This is a genomic window from Marivita sp. (genome assembly GCF_965656765.1).
In the GTDB taxonomy this organism is placed as follows: Bacteria; Pseudomonadota; Alphaproteobacteria; order Rhodobacterales; family Rhodobacteraceae; genus Marivita.
Genome location: NZ_CBFHLV010000015.1, coordinates 43,683 through 61,493 on the forward strand (window position 1 = coordinate 43,683; position 17,811 = coordinate 61,493).

Consider the following 17,811-nt stretch of genomic DNA (forward strand, 5'->3'; position numbering starts at 1 on the left):
ATAGTGCGCATGCAGCGTGACAGATTTGTAAAACTGTGATGGACTGAAGATCTAGTCAGTCACAGGAGGACTTCATGAGCTTGACTTCACACCTTCAGGAACTGAAGCGGAAGCACCAACACCTGTCTGAAGAGGTCGAACAGGCCCAACGCGCTCCAGGAACAGATGACCTGGCAATCGCGTCGCTCAAAAAGCAGAAACTGCGAATAAAAGAAGAAATCGAGCGCCTCTCGTAAATGGTATTGGCCCGGGTCACTTCCCGGGCTTTTTCATGTCTGGAAGTCTTGAATCGCCTGCAGTTCGGATTGAACCAATTCGTGCCCGCCAGTATGCCAATGTTCGGCGACATCCGCGTTTTGGGCGCGCAGATAAGATAACAATGATTGCGTCAATGGGGCCGGACAGATTGGGTCGCGTTCCCCCGCAGTGATCAACCAACGGGTTGTCGACAATCCCGGATTTGGTTCTGGTGTCCAAGGGATCAACGGGTGCATGGCGATCACATCGGTAAATAGACTTGGATCTTCGAATGCGACGGCGGCGGCGATATTTGCGCCGTTGGAATAGCCGAGCGCGATTACGCGGTTTGCACCGGTCACGTTGATCTTTGACCTTATGAACTCAGCCATCGCGGTACGCCGTTCGGAAAGATCATCCATGTCGTAAACACCCTCGCCGGTGCGGCGAAAATATCGCGCCATTCCATGTTCGGATACGTCGCCACGTGGCGACACGACATGTGCGCCGGGCCAGAGCTGTTCGGCCAGACTATGGAACTGGGTCTCGTCGCCACCAGTACCGTGAAAGGTGAACACCAAAGGCGCGCCGGGCGTGCCCTTGGTTTCAGCGTGGATGTAGTCAGTCAACGATCGGCTCCAGATACTTTTCCTCCAGAACACTGCGTAAATGTTCGTGCTGGTTTGGCAGCTTGAGCGCTTCGCCAAGGTGGGCCGTGTCTTCGTCGCGGTCGAATCCGGGCTCATTGGTAGCCACTTCGAACAGCACGCCACCCGGAGTGCGGAAGTAGATCGCGTAGAAATAGTCGCGGTCAATCACCGGAGTGACTTGGTAACCGGTGTCCATAAGCGCCTTGCGTACCTCTAGCTGTTTCTCTCGGTTGTCGACGGAAAACGCGATGTGGTGAACGGACCCGGCGCCCTGATCCGCGCTGGGAGCGTTAACCTGACTGATATCGATCACGTTCGCCTCGTTGCCGTTGGGTACGTGGAAGCGCGTGATGTTGTCTTGGCAGTCCAGTTCCTCGTACCCCATGAACCGAAGCAATTCGGCGCTGGCCCCGGCATCGCTTAGCCGCATGTCGGCGCTATGAAATCCCCGGATCGCGACTTCGGCAGGAACGCCATTGTTTGTCCACGGATCGCGGGAATCGTCGTCCGTTTCCACGAGTACAAAGCCATCGCCATCCGGCCCGTCAAAGCGCAAACGGTTTTCGCCGAACGTGGTCTCTGACTTGATGTGTTTAACATCAAAGGTGGCAAGGCGGTCTTGCCAATAAGGCAGGCTCCCCTTGGGAACGGCAAAGCCGGTGATCCCGACCTCACCCGTCCCGGGGTTGCCGCGGCGGGCGTTTGGAAACGGGAAATAGGTCATTACAGTGCCGGGCGTGCCGACTTCGTCACCATAATAAAGATGATACACTTCGGGCGCGTCGAAATTTACAGTTTTCTTGATACGGCGCAGTCCGAGGGTCTTGGTAAAGAACGCGTTGTTTGATTGCGCCCCACTGGCGATTGAGGTGACGTGGTGCAGTCCGTTTATCTGGTTTAGCATCTCAGAACTCCCAAAATGATGCGGTCTCGACCGCTTTGGGAATGTAACTAGCTATATTCCTGCGCACATAAACCCACGCGAACGCGCTGTTTTTGTGCAAATTCGCACTTAACTCTGTCGGGAAGCCATTGCCGCAACGGCGGCCCCGATGGTGATCAGGATAGCTGCCGCAACCAATTGCCACGATGCTTGCGCAAACCCAGCCCCGATCAGGACCAGCGTGGACAAGAGAGGCGCGGCATAGCTGGCAACACCCAAAAGCTGAATATCGCCACGTTTGACTCCGATGTCCCAGACATAGAATGCCAACCCAACCGGACCCAAGCCCAATGCTGCGACCGATATCCAGCCAAAGACGTTTTGCGGCCAAACGGTTGTTTCGAAGAGCAGATGCGCGGGAACCGATAATAGCGCCGTCAATACGCAGAACACCGCCACGGCTTCGGTTGGGGTGGTGCCCAATCGGCGTGATAGTACGGAATAGCTGCTCCATGTGAGGGCACAAACCCCGGCCAGAATCAGGCCCGGCGTTGCTGCAGCTTCAAAGCTGAAACCGTTGCGTAACACGATCAACGCCGCGCCGGCAAAAGAAACCAACGCGCCGAAAATATGGCCTGCGCGAAGCCGTTCACCGGGCAGCAGGCCTGAGAATAAGACGATGAACAGAGGCCACAGATAAGCGATCAGCCCGGCTTCGGCAGGTGGTGCCAATCGTAGTGCGGAGTAATAAAGCGCGTGGTATCCAAAAAGCCCGGCAGTTCCGAACACATAGATTGTCCAAGGCACGGCCCGCAAAACCGACAGCCGCCCCCGCACAATCACCCAGATCACACCCACCGTGCCACCAATCGCAAACGTCAACGCATTGAGCAGGAAAGGCGGAACCGGGGCAGATCCTGCTGTGAACAATGCCAAGAGCGCCCAAAGCAGGACGGCGATAAACCCAATGGCTGTGGCGGTAGTGCGGTTCATCTGTGTTCCGCTAAAGCGCTGTGCGAGAAAAGAAAAGGCCCGCACGACTGGCGGGCCTTTCCGAAAACTGTGGATCGGCAATCAAACGAAGAACTGCGCCCCGTTTGCCGAGATGGTCGAGCCGTTGATGAAGCCTGCATCGTCGGACGCAAGGAACGCCACACAACGTGCGATTTCTTCGGGTTCACCGAGGCGACCCGCCGGGATTTGGCTGATGATCGATTCGCGCACCTTTTCTGGAACAGCCATGACCATTTCCGTTGCGATATATCCCGGGCAAATCGCGTTTGCGGTAATACCAGCGCGCGCGCCTTCCTGTGCCAGTGATTTCACGATGCCAAGGTCACCCGCTTTTGTTGCGGCATAGTTCACCTGTGCGAACTGGCCCTTTTGCCCGTTGATTGATGAAATCACGATGATCCGGCCGAACTTGCGTTCTCGCATGCCGGGCCAAACCGGGTGAACGGTGTTGAATACGCCAGTGAGGTTGGTGTCGATCACTTCTTTCCACTGGTCGGGCGTCATCTTGTGGAACGGGGCGTCGCGGGTGATGCCCGCGTTGGCGACAACCACGTCTATCGGGCCCAGATCGGCCTCGACCTGTGCGATCCCGGCTTTGGAAGCGTCGTAATCTGCGACGTTCCACTTGTAGGTTTTGATGCCGGTTTCTTCGGTGAATTTCGCGGCCTTCTCGTCGTTGCCGGCATAGGTCGCGGCGACCTCGCAGCCTTGAGCTTTGAGCGCTTTGGAAATGGCTTCTCCGATACCGCGGCTTCCGCCGGTGACGAGTGCTACACGTGCCATGGTTGTCTCCTCCTGGGTGTTCTGACTTGGTAAGGTTGTTATACTTGCGGTGAAAAATGCGCAACATTATTGCGCAAAGATTTCTTGGTGCGAAAATAGGCTACGAAAAAGGGGCGCACATGGCGCCCCTGTTCGTCGCCTCGAATTGGATGGATCAGGGACGTTCAACGCAAAGGGCCACGCCCATGCCGCCACCGATGCAAAGGGTCGCGAGACCCTTCTTTGCATCACGGCGCTGCATTTCGAACAGCAGCGTGTTCAGAACACGCGCGCCGGAGGCACCGATGGGGTGACCGATAGCAATCGCGCCGCCGTTGACGTTCACGATGGCCGGATCCCAGCCCATGTCTTTGTTCACGGCACATGCCTGAGCTGCGAAAGCTTCGTTCGCTTCGACCAGATCAAGGTCGCCGACCGACCAGCCTGCCTTGTCCAACGCTTTGCGCGATGCGTAGATCGGGCCAACGCCCATGATCGATGGGTCGAGACCGGCTGTGGCATAGGATGCGATACGGGCCATCGGGGTGATGCCGCGTTTTTGGGCATTTTCTTCGCTCATCAGCAATACGCCTGCTGCGCCATCGTTCAAGCCCGAGGCGTTTGCCGCTGTGACCGATCCGTCCTTGGTGAAGGCGGGGCGCAGTTTCTGCATTGCTTCCATCGTTGCGCCGTGGCGGATGTATTCATCCTTGTCGACCACGATGTCACCCTTACGCGTCTTGATGGTGTAAGCGATCACCTCGTCATCGAACTTGCCAGCTTTTTGCGCAGCTTCTGCTTTGTTCTGAGATGCGACAGCGAATTCATCCTGCTGGTCGCGGCTGATCTGCCACTTTTCAGCGACGTTTTCTGCCGTTTGGCCCATGTGATAGCCATTAAAGGCATCCCACAGACCGTCGCGGATCATGGTGTCGATATACTTCATATCGCCCATCTTGTGACCCTGACGCAGATTTGCGGCATGGGGCGACATGGACATGTTTTCTTGACCACCGGCGCAGATGACGTCTGCATCCCCCAGCATGATGTGCTGCGCACCCAATGCCACGGCGCGAAGACCGGATCCGCAAACCTGATTAAGACTCCATGCGGCGCTTTCCTGTGGCAGGCCAGCATTGATATGCGCCTGACGCGCCGGGTTTTGGCCCTGAGCAGCCGTGAGCACCTGGCCCAAGATCGTCTCGGACACGGCCTCTTTTTCGATGCCTGCACGTTCGACCAGCGCGTTCAGAACGGCAGAGCCCAAATCATGTGCGGGTGTGTTTGCGAAAGAGCCGCCGAACGACCCAACAGCCGTACGTGCGGCGGATGCGATAACGACGTTGGTCATAATGTCCCTCCACCAAAGTCATGGTTCAGACGTGATTCCGTAGGGATTATCGCGCAATTGCGTCTACGGGTCGGAACCCATTAACGCGTTCTCGTAAAGCAACGGTAGACATTCGCATACCGGACAGGGTGTCTCAGGTCAGAAACGCATGGCGGGGTTGCCCTAGCGTCATGCCGTTCGGCCCGGTGGGATCAATGCATCACGTTTTTGGCCGTAATCGGACGCCAGGGGGGATCAACCGTTGGTGCGCCGAAATAATAGCCTTGCAGAAAATCGACCCCCAGGTCTTTCAACGCAAAGGCATCAGGTGCGGATTCAACGAATTCGGCGACAGTGAACATGTCAAACTGCTGTGCAATGGCGATGATCGCACGGGTCAGCACTTGATTGTCTGGATCAGTTGCGATGCTACGAATGAACTGGCCGTCAATTTTCAGAATGTCGAATTGGAATTCCCGCAGATATCGCAGGGCAGTATAGCCGGCGCCAAAGTCATCAAGCGCAAAGCTGATCCCAAGGCGTTGCAGATCGCGCATTGCTTGGACCACGAGTTCCGGCACCAACATCGCCGACGCCTCGGTGATTTCGAGAATGAGTCGTTCAGCTGCAGAAGGATCACGCGATAACCCGCGCTCCAGAACCTTGCGCCATTTCGGGTACCCAATAGACCGGGCCGATAGATTAATGGCAAGGCGAATATCCGGATTTTGCGCCAGTGTCCGCAGCCCGTGCTCCAAGGCCAAACAATCCAATAAACGGCCGCTTTCGCGTTCTTCGATGGCATCTATGAATTGTCCGGCGGGAATGATGCGCCCTGTAGGGTCGGTGACCCGGATCAATCCTTCGTAGATGGCGACGTGATCTTGTCGCTGAGCATGAACAATCGGCTGAAAAGCCAGACACACCTCACGATGTTGAACGGCGTCTTCGACGATCTGCAGGATGTTTTGATCCCGTGTCTGCACGGCGGTGTCCAACGGCGAAGACCCTATCGTTCGTCGCATAGCTTTCCCCATTTGGTGGTTTGAGGAACTGTGCCTTATGTGTCTTAAACAAGGTTTAATGACTGCCCTGGATTTGCGAGTTGACTCTGCAAGAGGCCGCCGTATAAGCGCGACTTCATTGGTGTTGGTGGCCCCCGCAAGGGGATGCCTGTCATGGGTTTCGCACCCAAGAGGACAACGCCCTTCATAGTCGCCTTTCGGGGCGTCGATTCAAGAAGGAGATCAGCCGTGACAAAACGCACGTCTGCCAAGTACAAAATTGACCGCCGGATGGGTGAAAACATCTGGGGTCGTCCGAAATCCCCGGTGAACCGTCGTGAATACGGCCCCGGCCAGCATGGCCAGCGTCGTAAGGGCAAGATGTCCGATTTTGGTCTTCAGTTGCGCGCTAAGCAAAAGCTTAAGGGCTACTATGGCGACCTGACCGAAAAGCAATTCCGCCGCATCTACGGTGAAGCCGAGCGTGTCAAAGGTGACACCGGCGAAAACCTGGTGGGTCTGCTCGAGCGTCGTCTGGATGCTGTCGTCTATCGCGCCAAATTCGTCGCGACTGTTTTCGCCGCGCGTCAGTTCGTGAACCATGGTCACGTTCTAGTTAACGGCCAGCGCGTCAACATCCCGTCCTACCGGGTCAAAGAAGGCGACGTGATCGAGGTCCGCGAGAAGTCCAAGCAGATCGCCGTTGTTCTTGAAGCCACACAGCTGCCCGAGCGTGACGTGCCCGACTATATCGAGGCCGACCACTCAAAGATGAAGGCAACCTTCGTCCGCACTCCGGGTCTGAGCGACGTGCCGTACCCGGTGATGATGGAACCGAACCTCGTCATCGAATACTACGCTCAGAACTGATCTGGGCAACTGTACGGGTCGACCGTACGAACCTTACGTTTGAAAGCCGCCCTGTTGGGGCGGCTTTTTTCGTTGCGGGTTTCAGATAAAGGTGTTGGACAAAAGAAAAAGGCCGCGCAAACCGCGCAGCCTTTTTTCCAATCGAGACTTTTTGAAAGACCGATTACATCCAGTAAACATCCCGGAACACGTGGCGCACGATGTCTTCACGACGAATGCCTTTGGCAGACAGTGCGTCGTCGGACAGTGCTTGAAGACGCTCGACTTCGCGAACGCGGCAATTTGCTTCTGCGACTTGGCTCAACCCGCGGGTCAGGCCATCAAGTAAGCTGGAAAAGAAACCCGGCTTTTCGCCGTGGTAGGACTGTGTGAGTGCCATGATATGCCTCTGCATTGCTTATTTCTTACTCACTGGAATGTAAGTCGTTGAAATCGTGTTGAGTACCATCGCTTTGGAATACCCGCCACGCTCTGAGCGCATAACGCCGCACTGCAGCATTTGTCGAAAAGTGGCGGTTTCAAAATTTTACCAGTTGATAAAATTTTTGGCTCGTGAGAGCGTTCCACAACAGTTCAAGCTGACCTCGGAGTGTGAAGATGGACGCCAGAGCATTGAAAGAAGGGGTTGTTTCGGCCCGGTTGGACCCGGACGCGCTGAGTGCGGGTTTTGCCGATTTGCATGCGCCTTTGGGGGATCACGAGGCCTTGGTTGCTGCGGACCGGTGTTATTTTTGCCATGATGCGCCTTGCGTGACCGCCTGCCCAACCGACATCGACATCCCTTTGTTTATCCGCCAGATCGCCACGGGCACGCCGGAAGCGGCGGCGAAGACTATTTTGACGCAGAACATTATGGGCGGCATGTGCGCCCGTGTTTGTCCCACGGAAACTCTATGCGAAGAGGTCTGCGTGCGCGAAGCCGCCGAAGGTGAGCCGGTGCAAATCGGCCGTTTGCAGCGCTATGCAACGGACACTCTCATGGAACAGGGGGTACATCCTTTCTCCCGGGCGGCCTCGACCGGCAAACGCATTGCTGTGGTCGGGGCCGGACCCGCGGGATTGGCTTGCGCGCACCGCTTGGCCATGCACGGGCATGACGTTGTTGTGTTTGATGCACGGCCCAAGGCGGGTGGTCTGAATGAATACGGCATTGCTGCCTACAAAAGCACCCAAGATTTTGCCGCGCGCGAGGTAGACTGGCTTCTCCAAATCGGCGGAATCGAAATCCGCAACAATATGGCGCTGGGCCGCGACGTGGCGATGGCGGATCTTCGGTCTGACTATGACGCGATTTTCCTTGGTATGGGGCTTGGCGGTGTAAACGCGCTGACCGCGCCGGGGGCTGACAAAGAGGGCGTGCTGGACGCGGTGGATTTCATCTCTGACCTTCGGCAGGCCACTGACTTGAGCACCTTGCCGGTTGGCCGGGATGTTGTGGTAATCGGTGGTGGCATGACAGCGGTGGATGCGGCCGTTCAATCCAAGTTGTTGGGCGCATTGAACGTTACGATTGTTTATCGCCGAGGGCGTGACCGGATGAATGCGAGCGTTTGGGAGCAAGATTTGGCTGCGGCCAAAGGCGTGCGGATCGTGACCAATGCCGCTCCAGTCGCTGTGCATGGCAATGGGGCGGTGCGTGAGATTGAATTTGAATTCACCGACGATAATCTGACGCCGACTGGTCAGACATTCCGCCTTGCCGCCGATCAAGTGTTCAAGGCGATTGGACAAACACTGACGGGTGATGACCTGCCTGATCTGGATGGGCGCAAGATCGCCGTGACTGGACCGGGCCGCACGTCTGTCGACGGTGTTTGGGCTGGCGGTGACTGTACTGCCGGTGGTGAAGACCTGACTGTGACGGCCGTTGCCGAAGGGCGCGATGCCGCCGAAGATATCCATGCCGCGCTGACGCGCACCTGATCCGGGAGGTTCCGATATGGCTGACCTGACAACCGAATTTGTGGGCATCAAAAGCCCCAACCCATTCTGGCTGGCCTCGGCGCCCCCAACGGACAAGGAATACAACGTCCGCCGTGCCTTTGAGGCCGGATGGGGTGGCGTCGTTTGGAAAACACTGGGCGAGGCCGGGCCTCCGATCGTAAACGTCAACGGCCCGCGCTACGGCGCAATCTGGGGTGCGGATCGGCGGTTATTGGGGCTGAACAACATCGAGTTGATCACTGATCGCCCGCTTGAGGTCAACCTGCGCGAAATCAAGGCAGTCAAGCGCGATTACCCCGACCGCGCGATGATCGTATCGCTCATGGTGCCCTGCGAGGAAGCGGCTTGGAAAGCGATTCTGCCGTTGGTCGAGGAAACTGGAGCGGATGGAGTTGAGCTAAACTTCGGCTGTCCACACGGTATGTCAGAACGCGGCATGGGCAGCGCGGTTGGGCAGGTGCCCGAGTACATTTCCATGGTAACGCGATGGGTTAAGCAGAACACGCGCATGCCCTGTATCGTGAAGTTGACGCCAAATATTACAGATGTTCGAAAGCCTGCGATGGCAGCGCTTGACGGGGGTGCGGATGCGGTCAGCCTGATCAACACGATTAACTCGATCACGTCGGTCGATCTGGACCTGTTCGCGCCAGAGCCGACCATCGATGGCAAGGGCGCGCATGGAGGTTACTGTGGGCCTGCGGTGAAACCCATAGCCCTGAACATGGTGGCCGAGATTGCACGGACGCCCGAGATGCGCGATTTGCCGATTTCCGGAATTGGAGGCGTCACCACGTGGAAGGACGCAGCCGAGTTTATGGCCCTGGGCGCGGGCAATGTGCAGGTGTGTACGGCAGCCATGACCTATGGGTTCAAGATCGTACAAGAGATGATCTCGGGACTGTCTCAGTATATGGACGAAAAGGGTATGACCGCCACCTCTGAATTGGTGGGCCGTGCGGTGCCGAATATCAGCGACTGGCAGAACCTGAACCTGAACTACGTCACCAAGGCGAGGATTGATCAGGATCTGTGTATTTCGTGTGGTCGTTGTTTTGCCGCCTGCGAGGACACATCACACCAGGCAATTGCCATATCCGAGGACCGCGTTTTCACAGTGAAGGATGATGAATGCGTCGCGTGTAATTTATGTGTGAATGTATGTCCGGTCGAGAACTGCATCACGATGGAAGAGTTGGCGATTGGCGCGATGGATGAGCGAACGGGCCAGCCTGTTGCTGCGGAACATGGCGACTGGACGACCCATCCGAACAACCCGGCTGTGGCGCAGGCAGCCGAATAGTCATGGGCGTTTTTTGCGTTTTTTCTGCACGCGCTTAACAGAATTTTATGGGTGACCAAAGAATCTTCGTACGAAGATTCTAAACGACGGCTCATAAAATTCTGGGGGCGGGTGACAGCATGCAAGCGTGTTGTAGGTCACGCACCAAACCCAGTGGAAAATTGGCAGCCGAGAAAACGATCAGCCGATGCGCGTGATCGGCTGAGAATGGCAAACGATTAAGTAGTCCGTGCCGACATCAAAAAGCTGGAACCCTCGCGCCTGCACTTCAGCGCGCAAAAGTGTCAGACCAACCTCCCGGTGGATGGCCCCTTTCTTACGTCGCACAACACCTTTTCGGGCGACCGCCTCAGCGCTGAATAACTGATCTCTCCACGCCGGATTGTAGGACGTCGGCGACTCGAATGGGTGATGCATCAACATGCCTGCAGCTTTCACACAGAAGGTTAAGGCCTTGTGAACGCCATTATGGTTTAAGGAGCTTTTCGAACATCGCCTCGACAAAGGCATCCGCCCCGCGGGCGCGTTTGTCGTCGCCGGGCAAAAGAACCGCAATCTGCGCTTCAAAATCGGCGTAGTGCTGAGTCACCGCCCAAATAGAAAAAATGAGATGCGCCGGGTGCATTTGCGCCAGTTTCCCGGCGTGCATCCATTTGGTGATCATTCCGCATTGCTTGTCGAACAGCGGCTTCAGTGTGCTTTCAAGATGGGGCAGCATGCGAGGTGCGCCTTGGACAATCTCATTGGCAAACAGGCGCGACTCGCGTGGGTACAACCGGCTCATTTCCATTTTTCGGCGGATATAGCGCAGGATTTCCTCAAGCGGCTCTCCGTCCGGGTTCATCGCGTCCAACGGGCTTAGCCATTCCTCCATGAGCGTGTTCAAAAGGTCGATGTGGATCGCCTCTTTGCTCTCATAGTAATAAATCAAATTTGGCTTATGCATGCCGCATGCGTCGGCAATCTGGTCAAGCGTGGTGCCGCGAAACCCATGTGTGGCGAACAATCCAAGGGCTGCGTCGCGGATGCGTTTGCGGTTCTCGGTTTGGATGCGGCTGGGCTTTCGGGTGGCGGTGTTCACGGTCGATTTCTTTCTTGCTGCATTTCTGCGCTCGGCCCGCTGCAAGGGTGGTTGCGCACAACGTCATTCCAGAACACACCTTGACAGCTTGGGGGTGCGTTGCAATCGTAACTTTACCAAATGGTAAAAAACCTGCGGGTGCCCCTGATGCATCACGCACGGACCAGCGGCGAGGGAAAAAGAATGGCAGCACCCGGTGAAAACCTGCGGATCAATGGCGACCGTCTTTGGGACAGTCTCATGGAAATGGCGAAAATTGGACCGGGTGTGGCAGGCGGCAACAACCGTCAGACGCTGACCGATGAAGACGCCGAAGGCCGTGCGCTGTTCCAGAAATGGTGTGAGGACGCTGGCTGCACGATGGGGCTTGATGAGATCGGCAACATGTTTGCGCGCCGCGAGGGAACTGATCCTGACGCGTTGCCGGTATATGTCGGGTCGCATCTTGATACCCAACCGACGGGAGGCAAATACGACGGTGTTCTGGGCGTCCTTGGCGGGTTAGAGATTCTGCGATCGCTCAATGATCTGGGGATCAAGACCAAGCACCCCATTGTCGTGACAAACTGGACCAATGAAGAGGGTACCCGCTTTGCGCCAGCGATGTTGGCGTCGGGTGTGTTCGCGGGCAAGCATGCGCTGGATTGGGCCTTTGACCGTGAGGATGCACAGGGCAAAAAGTTTGGCGATGAATTGGAGCGGATTGGCTGGAAAGGTGAGGAAAAGGTTGGGGATCGCAAGATGCATGCCTTTTTTGAGCTGCACATTGAACAAGGCCCGATCCTTGAAGCCGAGGGTAAAGATATCGGCGTTGTAACCCACGGACAGGGGCTGCGCTGGATCGAGTGCACAGTGACAGGCAAGGAAAGCCATACGGGATCGACGCCGATGCACATGCGCAAAAATGCAGGTCGCGGGTTGGCCTTGATCACCGAGCTGGTGCACGAGATCGCGATGAAGAACCAACCCAACGCTGTGGGGGCGATTGGACATATCGATGTCTACCCAAACAGCCGCAATATTATTCCGGGCAAGGTGGTCTTTACCGTCGATATGCGCACGCATCTGCTGGATAAACTGAACGCGATGGTCGACGAATTCAACGAGCGTGCGCCGAAGCTGTGTGAAGAGATTGGTGTGTCGTTTGAGAGCCATATCGTTGGCCAGTTCGATCCGCCCGCCTTTGACGAAAATTGCGTCGGCGCCATCCGCGATGCGGCGGAGCGGTTGGGGTACAGTCATATGGATATCGTATCCGGAGCCGGGCATGACGCCTGCTGGATCAACGATGTGGCCCCCACGGCTATGGTGATGTGCCCATGCGTTGACGGACTGTCGCATAACGAAGCGGAGGAGATCTCCAAAGAATGGGCTGCGGCGGGAACGGATGTTCTGTTCCATGCAGTTGTCGAGACGGCCGGAATCGTCGGCTGATTGGGGGCTCTGCCCCCGTCGCGCCTTGCGCGTCTCCCCCGAGATATTTTTGAACCAGAGAAGATCAGGACCACGGAGTAAACCATGACCACAGTTATTAAGAACGGAACGGTTGTTACAGCGGACCTGACCTATGAGGCCGATGTCGCGATCGAAAATGGGGTCATCACCGAAATTGGTCCCAACCTGAAAGGCGACGAGGAACTGGACGCCACCGGCTGTTATGTGATGCCGGGCGGGATCGATCCGCATACCCATCTCGAGATGCCGTTCATGGGGACATACTCGACCGACGATTTCGAATCTGGCACGCGCGCGGCATTGGCGGGTGGCACCACGATGGTGGTCGACTTTGCACTGCCATCGCCAGGGCAGGGGCTGCATGACGCGCTGCAAATGTGGGACAATAAATCGACCCGCGCGAATTGCGATTACTCGTTTCATATGGCTGTCACCTGGTGGGGAGAGCAGGTGTTCAACGAGATGGAGAGCGTGATCAAGGATCGCGGGATCAACACGTTCAAGCACTTCATGGCCTACAAAGGCGCGTTGATGGTAAATGATGATGAGCTTTATGCATCGTTCAACCGCTTGTCCGAATTGGGCGGCATTGCGATGGTGCACGCCGAGAACGGGGATGTGGTTGCGGAACTTACAGCGAAGCTTTTGGCAGAAGGCAATAACGGGCCTGAGGGGCATGCATATTCGCGTCCAAGCCAAGTTGAGGGCGAAGCGACAAACCGTGCAATTATGATTGCAGATATGGCAGGCGTGCCTTTGTATGTTGTGCATACCTCTTGCGAGGAAGCCCACGAGGCGATCCGCCGGGCCAAGATGCAAGGCAAGCGCGTTTGGGGCGAGCCGCTGATCCAGCATCTGACCTTGGATGAGAGCGAGTACTTCAATCAGGACTGGGACCATGCCGCGCGCCGCGTGATGTCGCCGCCGTTTCGGAACAAGCAGCATCAGGACAGCCTTTGGGCTGGTCTGCAGTCGGGGTCATTGTCGGTTGTCGCAACAGATCACTGCGCCTTCACGACAGAGCAAAAGCGGTTCGGCGTCGGCGATTTTTCAAAGATCCCGAACGGGACGGGTGGGCTGGAGGACCGGATGCCGATGCTCTGGACGCATGGGGTTGAAACCGGACGGCTGACACCGAACGAGTTCGTTGCCGTAACTTCGACGAATATCGCGAAAATCCTGAACTGTTATCCGAAGAAGGGAGCGGTTCTTGTTGGCGCGGATGCCGATCTGGTAGTCTGGGACCCGAAGAAGGAAAAGACCATTCAAGCCAGCACACAGCAATCGGCCATCGACTACAACGTGTTCGAAGGTAAGCATGTGAAAGGCCTGCCGCGCTTTACGATGACCCGTGGCCATGTGGCCATTCACGACGGAGAAGTGCGCACGCAAGAGGGGCAAGGTGAATTCGTCAAGCGCCCGGGCAATGGCACGGTGAACCGCGCGCTGTCGACGTGGAAAGAGCTGACCGCACCGCGGCCGGTTGAACGCACTGGCATCCCTGCGACGGGGGTTTGATGCAAGCGACTGCAGAAGCTTCGATTAAGGATCTGAGCGAGACCAAGCCGGTGATTTCAGCGACATCGCTGGACCTGACCTTCCAAACGAATGATGGCCCGGTGCATGCGCTGTCCGGTGTTGATCTGGACATTGGCAAAGGTGAGTTTGTCAGCTTTATTGGGCCGTCCGGCTGTGGCAAAACCACATTCTTACGATGTATTGCGGCGCTTGAGATGCCAACTGGGGGGACGCTCACCGTTAACGACATGACGGCGGATGAGGCGCGTCGGGCGCGGGCCTATGGCTATGTGTTCCAGGCGGCGGGGCTGTATCCGTGGCGAACGATTGAGAAGAACATCGCGCTGCCGCTGGAGATCATGGGCTATTCCAAGAGCGAGCAGGATGAGCGGATCGCCCGAGTGCTCGAGCTCGTGGAGTTGTCGAATTTCGGCAAAAAGTACCCTTGGCAGCTTTCGGGTGGGATGCAGCAGCGGGCGTCGATTGCGCGGGCTTTGGCGTTTGATGCAGATATCCTGCTGATGGATGAGCCTTTCGGAGCGTTGGACGAAATTGTGCGCGATCACCTGAATGAGCAGTTGCTGGAGCTTTGGGCTCGGACCGAGAAAACCATCGCGTTTGTGACACATTCGATCCCAGAAGCGGTTTACCTGTCGACCAAGATTGTGGTGATGAGCCCGCGTCCCGGTCGGATCACCGATGTGATCCAAAGCCCTTTACCGAAGGAACGCCCGTTGGATATTCGCGATACGCCGGAATTCCTAGCCATTGCGCATCGTGTGCGCGAAGGGCTGCGCGCGGGGCATGCGTATGATGATTGACGCGCCATGAGGAATTTGCTGCCGATCCTGACGGTCCTTGCTGCGATTGTCGCGCTTTGGTACGCGGCGGTGGCCCCGATGAACATTCGCGGCGCATTGGATGTGGCCGAACGTGGCGGGGCAGAGGTGGTGCCGCCGGAATCGCGTGCCCGGTTCGACCAGTCGATCTGGCGACTTATGCTGGAAAACCCAGAGCACATATCGGGTGGCTACACGCTTGACCGACCACGGTTGCCGACACCTGTTCAGGTGGGTTCTGAGCTTTGGAAAAGCACGGGCGACATGGTGCTGCGGGGGCGGCCCATGTCAAAGCGATCGCTGATTTACCATGGCTGGATCACGCTGCAATCGACGCTTTGGGGTTTTGCGCTTGGCACAGTGCTTGGTATGGCTGGTGCGATTGCCATCGTCTACAGTCGTGTTGTGAACATGAGCCTGATGCCATGGGCGATCATCAGTCAGACAGTGCCGATTGTGGCCTTGGCTCCGATGATCATTGTGTTGTCCAGCCAGGTTGGCATCGAAGGACGGACGGTGCCCAAGGCCATCATATCGGCCTATCTGTGTTACTTCCCGGTTCTGGTCGGTATGGTCAAAGGCCTGCGGTCACCGGGGGCGGCGCAGCTTGATTTGCTTAGGACCTATTCGGCGTCTGGGCTACAGGCATTCTTGAAACTGCGGCTGCCTGCGTCGATGCCGTATCTGTTCACCTCGCTCAAGATCGGGATTGCGGCGGCCTTGGTCGGAACCATCGTGGGCGAATTGCCTACGGGAGCGATCTCGGGCCTCGGGGCGCGCATTTTGATCGGGGATCAGTTCGGCACACCACTGGCGATCTGGGCTGCGTTGTTCGCGGCGGCAATCCTTGCGGGCATCTTAGTGACGCTGCTTGACGTGACGCAACGCGCGACCCTTAAACGGATGGGGATGCAAGCATGAGCTGGCTGTTATTCGCCCTCGCGTTCTGGATCGGTGCATGGGTGCTGAATACCTTTCTGGCCAATTCACGGTGGCGGAGTTCACTGGTTGTGCGTGTCGCGATTCCAGTTCTGTTTGGTGTGACTCTGATCGTGCTGTGGGAAGGGATTGTGCGCGGGTTCGGAGTTTCGCCCGTGATCTTGCCCGCGCCGTCAACAGTTGCACAGACCTTTGCCGCCTCTACCGATATCTTGTGGGAGGACTTTCGTCAGACGGTCCTGAAAGGCGCGTTATCTGGATTCCTGATTGGCAGCCTTTCAGCCTTTGGTACAGCTATCCTTATTGATCGATCCAACTTTCTGACTCGTGGTTTGCTGCCCATCGGTAATTTTGTTGCAGCTTTGCCCATCGTGGGGATCGCGCCGATTTTGGTGAGCTGGTTCGGGTTCGATTGGCATTCCAAAGCGGCGGTTGTCGTCGTGATGGTGTTCTTTCCGATCCTCGTAAACACGGTGCAGGGGTTGCGCGAAACCGATGCGATGCAGCGCGATTTGATGCGAACCTATGCTGCGAGTTATTCCGACACTTTAATCAAATTGCGCTTACCAGCTGCGCTGCCCTTTATGTTCAACGGGTTGAAAATTGCGACAACGCTTGCATTGATTGGGGCAATTGTTGCTGAATATTTTGGATCACCCACACGCGGGATGGGATTTCGAATTTCAACTGGCGTCGGCAGCCTGTCGATTGATCTGGTCTGGGCCGAGATCGCGGTGGCTGCGATGGCTGGTACGGCATTTTATGGGCTGGTTGCGTGGTTCGAAAAGCGTGTGACGTTCTGGCATCCGTCACATCGCGCGCATTGAAAAGAATAAACCACAACAAGGAGGTTACTACATGAAAACGAAAATTATTGGCGCACTTGCCGCCGTAGGTCTTGCTGCACCCGCATGGGCGGCTGACGATGTGACGCTACAGTTGAAATGGGTCACTCAAGCCCAGTTCGCGGGCTATTATGTGGCATTGGAAAACGGCTACTACGAAGAGGCTGATCTTGACGTTACGATCAAACCAGGCGGCCCAGACATTGCACCGACACAAGTTATCGCAGGTGGTGGTGCCGATGTGACGGTCGAATGGATGCCGGCTGCTTTGGCTGCGCGCGAAAAGGGATTGCCTTTGGTCAATATCGCGCAACCGTTCAAAAGCTCGGGCATGATGCTGACGTGTTGGAAGGATGCAGGTATCGAAACGCCAGATGATCTCAAGAATCGCACTTTGGGCGTTTGGTTCTTTGGCAATGAATTCCCGTTTATGTCGTGGATGAGTTCGATGGGCATTTCGACAGATGGCAAGAGTGAGAATGGTGTCGAGGTTCTCAAACAGGGCTTTAACGTCGATCCACTGCTTCAACGTCAGGCGGATTGCATTTCTACCATGACGTATAACGAGTATTGGCAGGTGATCGACGCTGGTGTCAGCCCGGATGACCTTGTGACCTTCAAATACGAAGATCAGGGCGTGGCTACTTTGGAAGATGGTCTCTACGTGTTGGAAGATCGTTTGGACGACCCGGCATTTGTCGACAAGATGCAGCGCTTTGTAGATGCGTCGATGAAGGGTTGGAAATGGGCCGAGGAAAACCCGGAAGAGGCGGCAATGATCGTCCTCGATTATGATGAGACTGGTGCACAGACCGAAACGCATCAGAAGCGCATGATGGGGGAAGTCGCGAAATTGACCGCAGGGTCGAACGGCGCGCTTGATCCGGCGGATTTTGAACGGACCGTTCAGACTTTGTTGGCTGGCGGTTCTGACCCGGTCATTACCGCTGATCCGGGTGATGGCGCTTGGACACACGCTGTGTCTGACGTGCTGAATTGATCTCAGGTTGATATCTTCGACCAATGAAAGGGCCCGGGAGGCCCTTTCTTATTATCGGCGGAGTGTATCACCGTAGCTGATCTTGGGGGTCAGTTCGACCACTTTGGGCAAATCCGTTTCGGGTGAATTGACCCGCT

The 17,811-nt window shown here is 56.4% G+C and carries 18 protein-coding genes; 10 read left to right on the forward strand and 8 right to left on the reverse strand.

Going from position 1 to position 17,811, the window contains the following annotated elements:
- The first annotated feature begins 74 nt into the window (after window positions 1-74).
- Window positions 75-236: a YdcH family protein gene (locus tag ACTG4M_RS06610; RefSeq protein WP_439122856.1), complete on the forward strand. Its 162-nt coding sequence runs from the start codon at window positions 75-77 to the stop codon at window positions 234-236.
- Between the two features lie 33 nt (window positions 237-269).
- On the opposite strand, the gene ACTG4M_RS06615 is transcribed toward ACTG4M_RS06610, so the two are convergent.
- The 6 genes from ACTG4M_RS06615 to ACTG4M_RS06640 all read right to left on the reverse strand — a co-directional run bounded on the left by ACTG4M_RS06615 (window position 270) and on the right by ACTG4M_RS06640 (window position 5,901).
- A complete protein-coding gene (locus ACTG4M_RS06615; RefSeq protein ID WP_439122857.1) occupies window positions 270-866 on the reverse strand; it encodes an alpha/beta hydrolase in 597 nt (198 codons plus the stop codon).
- Window positions 859-1,791 carry a VOC family protein gene (locus ACTG4M_RS06620; RefSeq protein WP_439122858.1) on the reverse strand — a complete coding sequence of 311 codons (933 nt, stop codon included), beginning with the start codon at window positions 1,789-1,791 and terminating at the stop codon, window positions 859-861. The genes ACTG4M_RS06615 and ACTG4M_RS06620 overlap by 8 nt, the downstream gene beginning before the upstream one ends.
- Window positions 1,792-1,899: 108 nt before the next feature.
- On the reverse strand, window positions 1,900-2,763 hold the full coding sequence (yddG, locus tag ACTG4M_RS06625; RefSeq protein WP_439122859.1) for an aromatic amino acid exporter YddG: 864 nt from the start codon (window positions 2,761-2,763) through the stop codon (window positions 1,900-1,902).
- Between the two features lie 81 nt (window positions 2,764-2,844).
- Entirely contained in the window at window positions 2,845-3,567 is a 723-nt protein-coding gene (phbB, locus tag ACTG4M_RS06630) for an acetoacetyl-CoA reductase (RefSeq protein WP_439122860.1), read from the reverse strand.
- Window positions 3,568-3,721: 154 nt separating this feature from the next.
- A complete protein-coding gene (locus ACTG4M_RS06635) occupies window positions 3,722-4,897 on the reverse strand; it encodes an acetyl-CoA C-acetyltransferase (protein ID WP_439122861.1) in 1,176 nt (391 codons plus the stop codon).
- Between the two features lie 191 nt (window positions 4,898-5,088).
- Window positions 5,089-5,901 (reverse strand): EAL domain-containing protein, encoded by an 813-nt coding sequence (locus ACTG4M_RS06640; protein WP_439122862.1) that lies wholly within the window; start codon window positions 5,899-5,901, stop codon window positions 5,089-5,091.
- Window positions 5,902-6,129: 228 nt separating this feature from the next.
- Here ACTG4M_RS06640 and rpsD point away from each other — a divergent pair, with 228 nt between their 5' ends.
- On the forward strand, window positions 6,130-6,750 hold the full coding sequence (rpsD, locus tag ACTG4M_RS06645) for a 30S ribosomal protein S4 (RefSeq protein ID WP_439122863.1): 621 nt from the start codon (window positions 6,130-6,132) through the stop codon (window positions 6,748-6,750).
- 163 nt (window positions 6,751-6,913) lie between these two features.
- On the opposite strand, the gene ACTG4M_RS06650 is transcribed toward rpsD, so the two are convergent.
- Window positions 6,914-7,129: a DUF1127 domain-containing protein gene (locus tag ACTG4M_RS06650; protein ID WP_439122864.1), complete on the reverse strand. Its 216-nt coding sequence runs from the start codon at window positions 7,127-7,129 to the stop codon at window positions 6,914-6,916.
- Between the two features lie 218 nt (window positions 7,130-7,347).
- On the opposite strand from ACTG4M_RS06650, the gene ACTG4M_RS06655 reads away from it, so the two are divergent.
- Both ACTG4M_RS06655 and preA read left to right on the forward strand, forming a co-directional pair.
- Window positions 7,348-8,673 carry an NAD(P)-dependent oxidoreductase gene (locus ACTG4M_RS06655; protein WP_439122865.1) on the forward strand — a complete coding sequence of 442 codons (1,326 nt, stop codon included), beginning with the start codon at window positions 7,348-7,350 and terminating at the stop codon, window positions 8,671-8,673.
- A 16-nt stretch (window positions 8,674-8,689) separates the two neighbouring features.
- On the forward strand, window positions 8,690-9,997 hold the full coding sequence (gene preA, locus ACTG4M_RS06660; RefSeq protein ID WP_439122866.1) for an NAD-dependent dihydropyrimidine dehydrogenase subunit PreA: 1,308 nt from the start codon (window positions 8,690-8,692) through the stop codon (window positions 9,995-9,997).
- Window positions 9,998-10,463: 466 nt separating this feature from the next.
- On the opposite strand, the gene ACTG4M_RS06665 is transcribed toward preA, so the two are convergent.
- A complete protein-coding gene (locus ACTG4M_RS06665; RefSeq protein WP_439122867.1) occupies window positions 10,464-11,078 on the reverse strand; it encodes a TetR family transcriptional regulator C-terminal domain-containing protein in 615 nt (204 codons plus the stop codon).
- Between the two features lie 183 nt (window positions 11,079-11,261).
- Here ACTG4M_RS06665 and ACTG4M_RS06670 point away from each other — a divergent pair, with 183 nt between their 5' ends.
- From ACTG4M_RS06670 to ACTG4M_RS06695, 6 genes are all read left to right on the forward strand, one after another.
- Window positions 11,262-12,512, forward strand: coding sequence for a Zn-dependent hydrolase (locus ACTG4M_RS06670; RefSeq protein WP_439122868.1), 1,251 nt, complete (start codon window positions 11,262-11,264; stop codon window positions 12,510-12,512).
- Between the two features lie 84 nt (window positions 12,513-12,596).
- Window positions 12,597-14,051, forward strand: a complete 1,455-nt coding sequence (hydA, locus tag ACTG4M_RS06675) for a dihydropyrimidinase (protein ID WP_439122869.1) — start codon at window positions 12,597-12,599, stop codon at window positions 14,049-14,051.
- A complete protein-coding gene (locus tag ACTG4M_RS06680; RefSeq protein WP_439122870.1) occupies window positions 14,051-14,872 on the forward strand; it encodes an ABC transporter ATP-binding protein in 822 nt (273 codons plus the stop codon). Before hydA ends, ACTG4M_RS06680 begins: the two co-directional genes overlap by 1 nt.
- A 6-nt stretch (window positions 14,873-14,878) precedes the next feature.
- Window positions 14,879-15,811: an ABC transporter permease gene (locus ACTG4M_RS06685; protein WP_439122871.1), complete on the forward strand. Its 933-nt coding sequence runs from the start codon at window positions 14,879-14,881 to the stop codon at window positions 15,809-15,811.
- Window positions 15,808-16,656 (forward strand): ABC transporter permease, encoded by an 849-nt coding sequence (locus ACTG4M_RS06690; RefSeq protein ID WP_439122872.1) that lies wholly within the window; start codon window positions 15,808-15,810, stop codon window positions 16,654-16,656. The genes ACTG4M_RS06685 and ACTG4M_RS06690 overlap by 4 nt, the downstream gene beginning before the upstream one ends.
- A 31-nt stretch (window positions 16,657-16,687) precedes the next feature.
- Window positions 16,688-17,674: an ABC transporter substrate-binding protein gene (locus tag ACTG4M_RS06695; protein WP_439122873.1), complete on the forward strand. Its 987-nt coding sequence runs from the start codon at window positions 16,688-16,690 to the stop codon at window positions 17,672-17,674.
- The last annotated feature ends 137 nt before the right edge of the window (window positions 17,675-17,811 follow it).

Excerpts from the sequence above, each read along its gene's own strand:
- ACTG4M_RS06610 (WP_439122856.1), top strand. The coding sequence starts at position 75 with ATGAGCTTGACTTCACACCTTCAGGAACTGAAGCGGAAGCACCAACAC.
- ACTG4M_RS06620 (WP_439122858.1), bottom strand. The coding sequence starts at position 1,791 with ATGCTAAACCAGATAAACGGACTGCACCACGTCACCTCAATCGCCAGT.
- yddG (WP_439122859.1), bottom strand. The coding sequence starts at position 2,763 with ATGAACCGCACTACCGCCACAGCCATTGGGTTTATCGCCGTCCTGCTT.
- phbB (WP_439122860.1), bottom strand. The coding sequence starts at position 3,567 with ATGGCACGTGTAGCACTCGTCACCGGCGGAAGCCGCGGTATCGGAGAA.
- ACTG4M_RS06635 (WP_439122861.1), bottom strand. The coding sequence starts at position 4,897 with ATGACCAACGTCGTTATCGCATCCGCCGCACGTACGGCTGTTGGGTCG.
- ACTG4M_RS06640 (WP_439122862.1), bottom strand. The coding sequence starts at position 5,901 with ATGCGACGAACGATAGGGTCTTCGCCGTTGGACACCGCCGTGCAGACA.
- ACTG4M_RS06650 (WP_439122864.1), bottom strand. The coding sequence starts at position 7,129 with ATGGCACTCACACAGTCCTACCACGGCGAAAAGCCGGGTTTCTTTTCC.
- ACTG4M_RS06655 (WP_439122865.1), top strand. The coding sequence starts at position 7,348 with ATGGACGCCAGAGCATTGAAAGAAGGGGTTGTTTCGGCCCGGTTGGAC.
- preA (WP_439122866.1), top strand. The coding sequence starts at position 8,690 with ATGGCTGACCTGACAACCGAATTTGTGGGCATCAAAAGCCCCAACCCA.
- ACTG4M_RS06670 (WP_439122868.1), top strand. The coding sequence starts at position 11,262 with ATGGCAGCACCCGGTGAAAACCTGCGGATCAATGGCGACCGTCTTTGG.
- hydA (WP_439122869.1), top strand. The coding sequence starts at position 12,597 with ATGACCACAGTTATTAAGAACGGAACGGTTGTTACAGCGGACCTGACC.
- ACTG4M_RS06680 (WP_439122870.1), top strand. The coding sequence starts at position 14,051 with ATGCAAGCGACTGCAGAAGCTTCGATTAAGGATCTGAGCGAGACCAAG.
- ACTG4M_RS06685 (WP_439122871.1), top strand. The coding sequence starts at position 14,879 with ATGAGGAATTTGCTGCCGATCCTGACGGTCCTTGCTGCGATTGTCGCG.
- ACTG4M_RS06690 (WP_439122872.1), top strand. The coding sequence starts at position 15,808 with ATGAGCTGGCTGTTATTCGCCCTCGCGTTCTGGATCGGTGCATGGGTG.
- ACTG4M_RS06695 (WP_439122873.1), top strand. The coding sequence starts at position 16,688 with ATGAAAACGAAAATTATTGGCGCACTTGCCGCCGTAGGTCTTGCTGCA.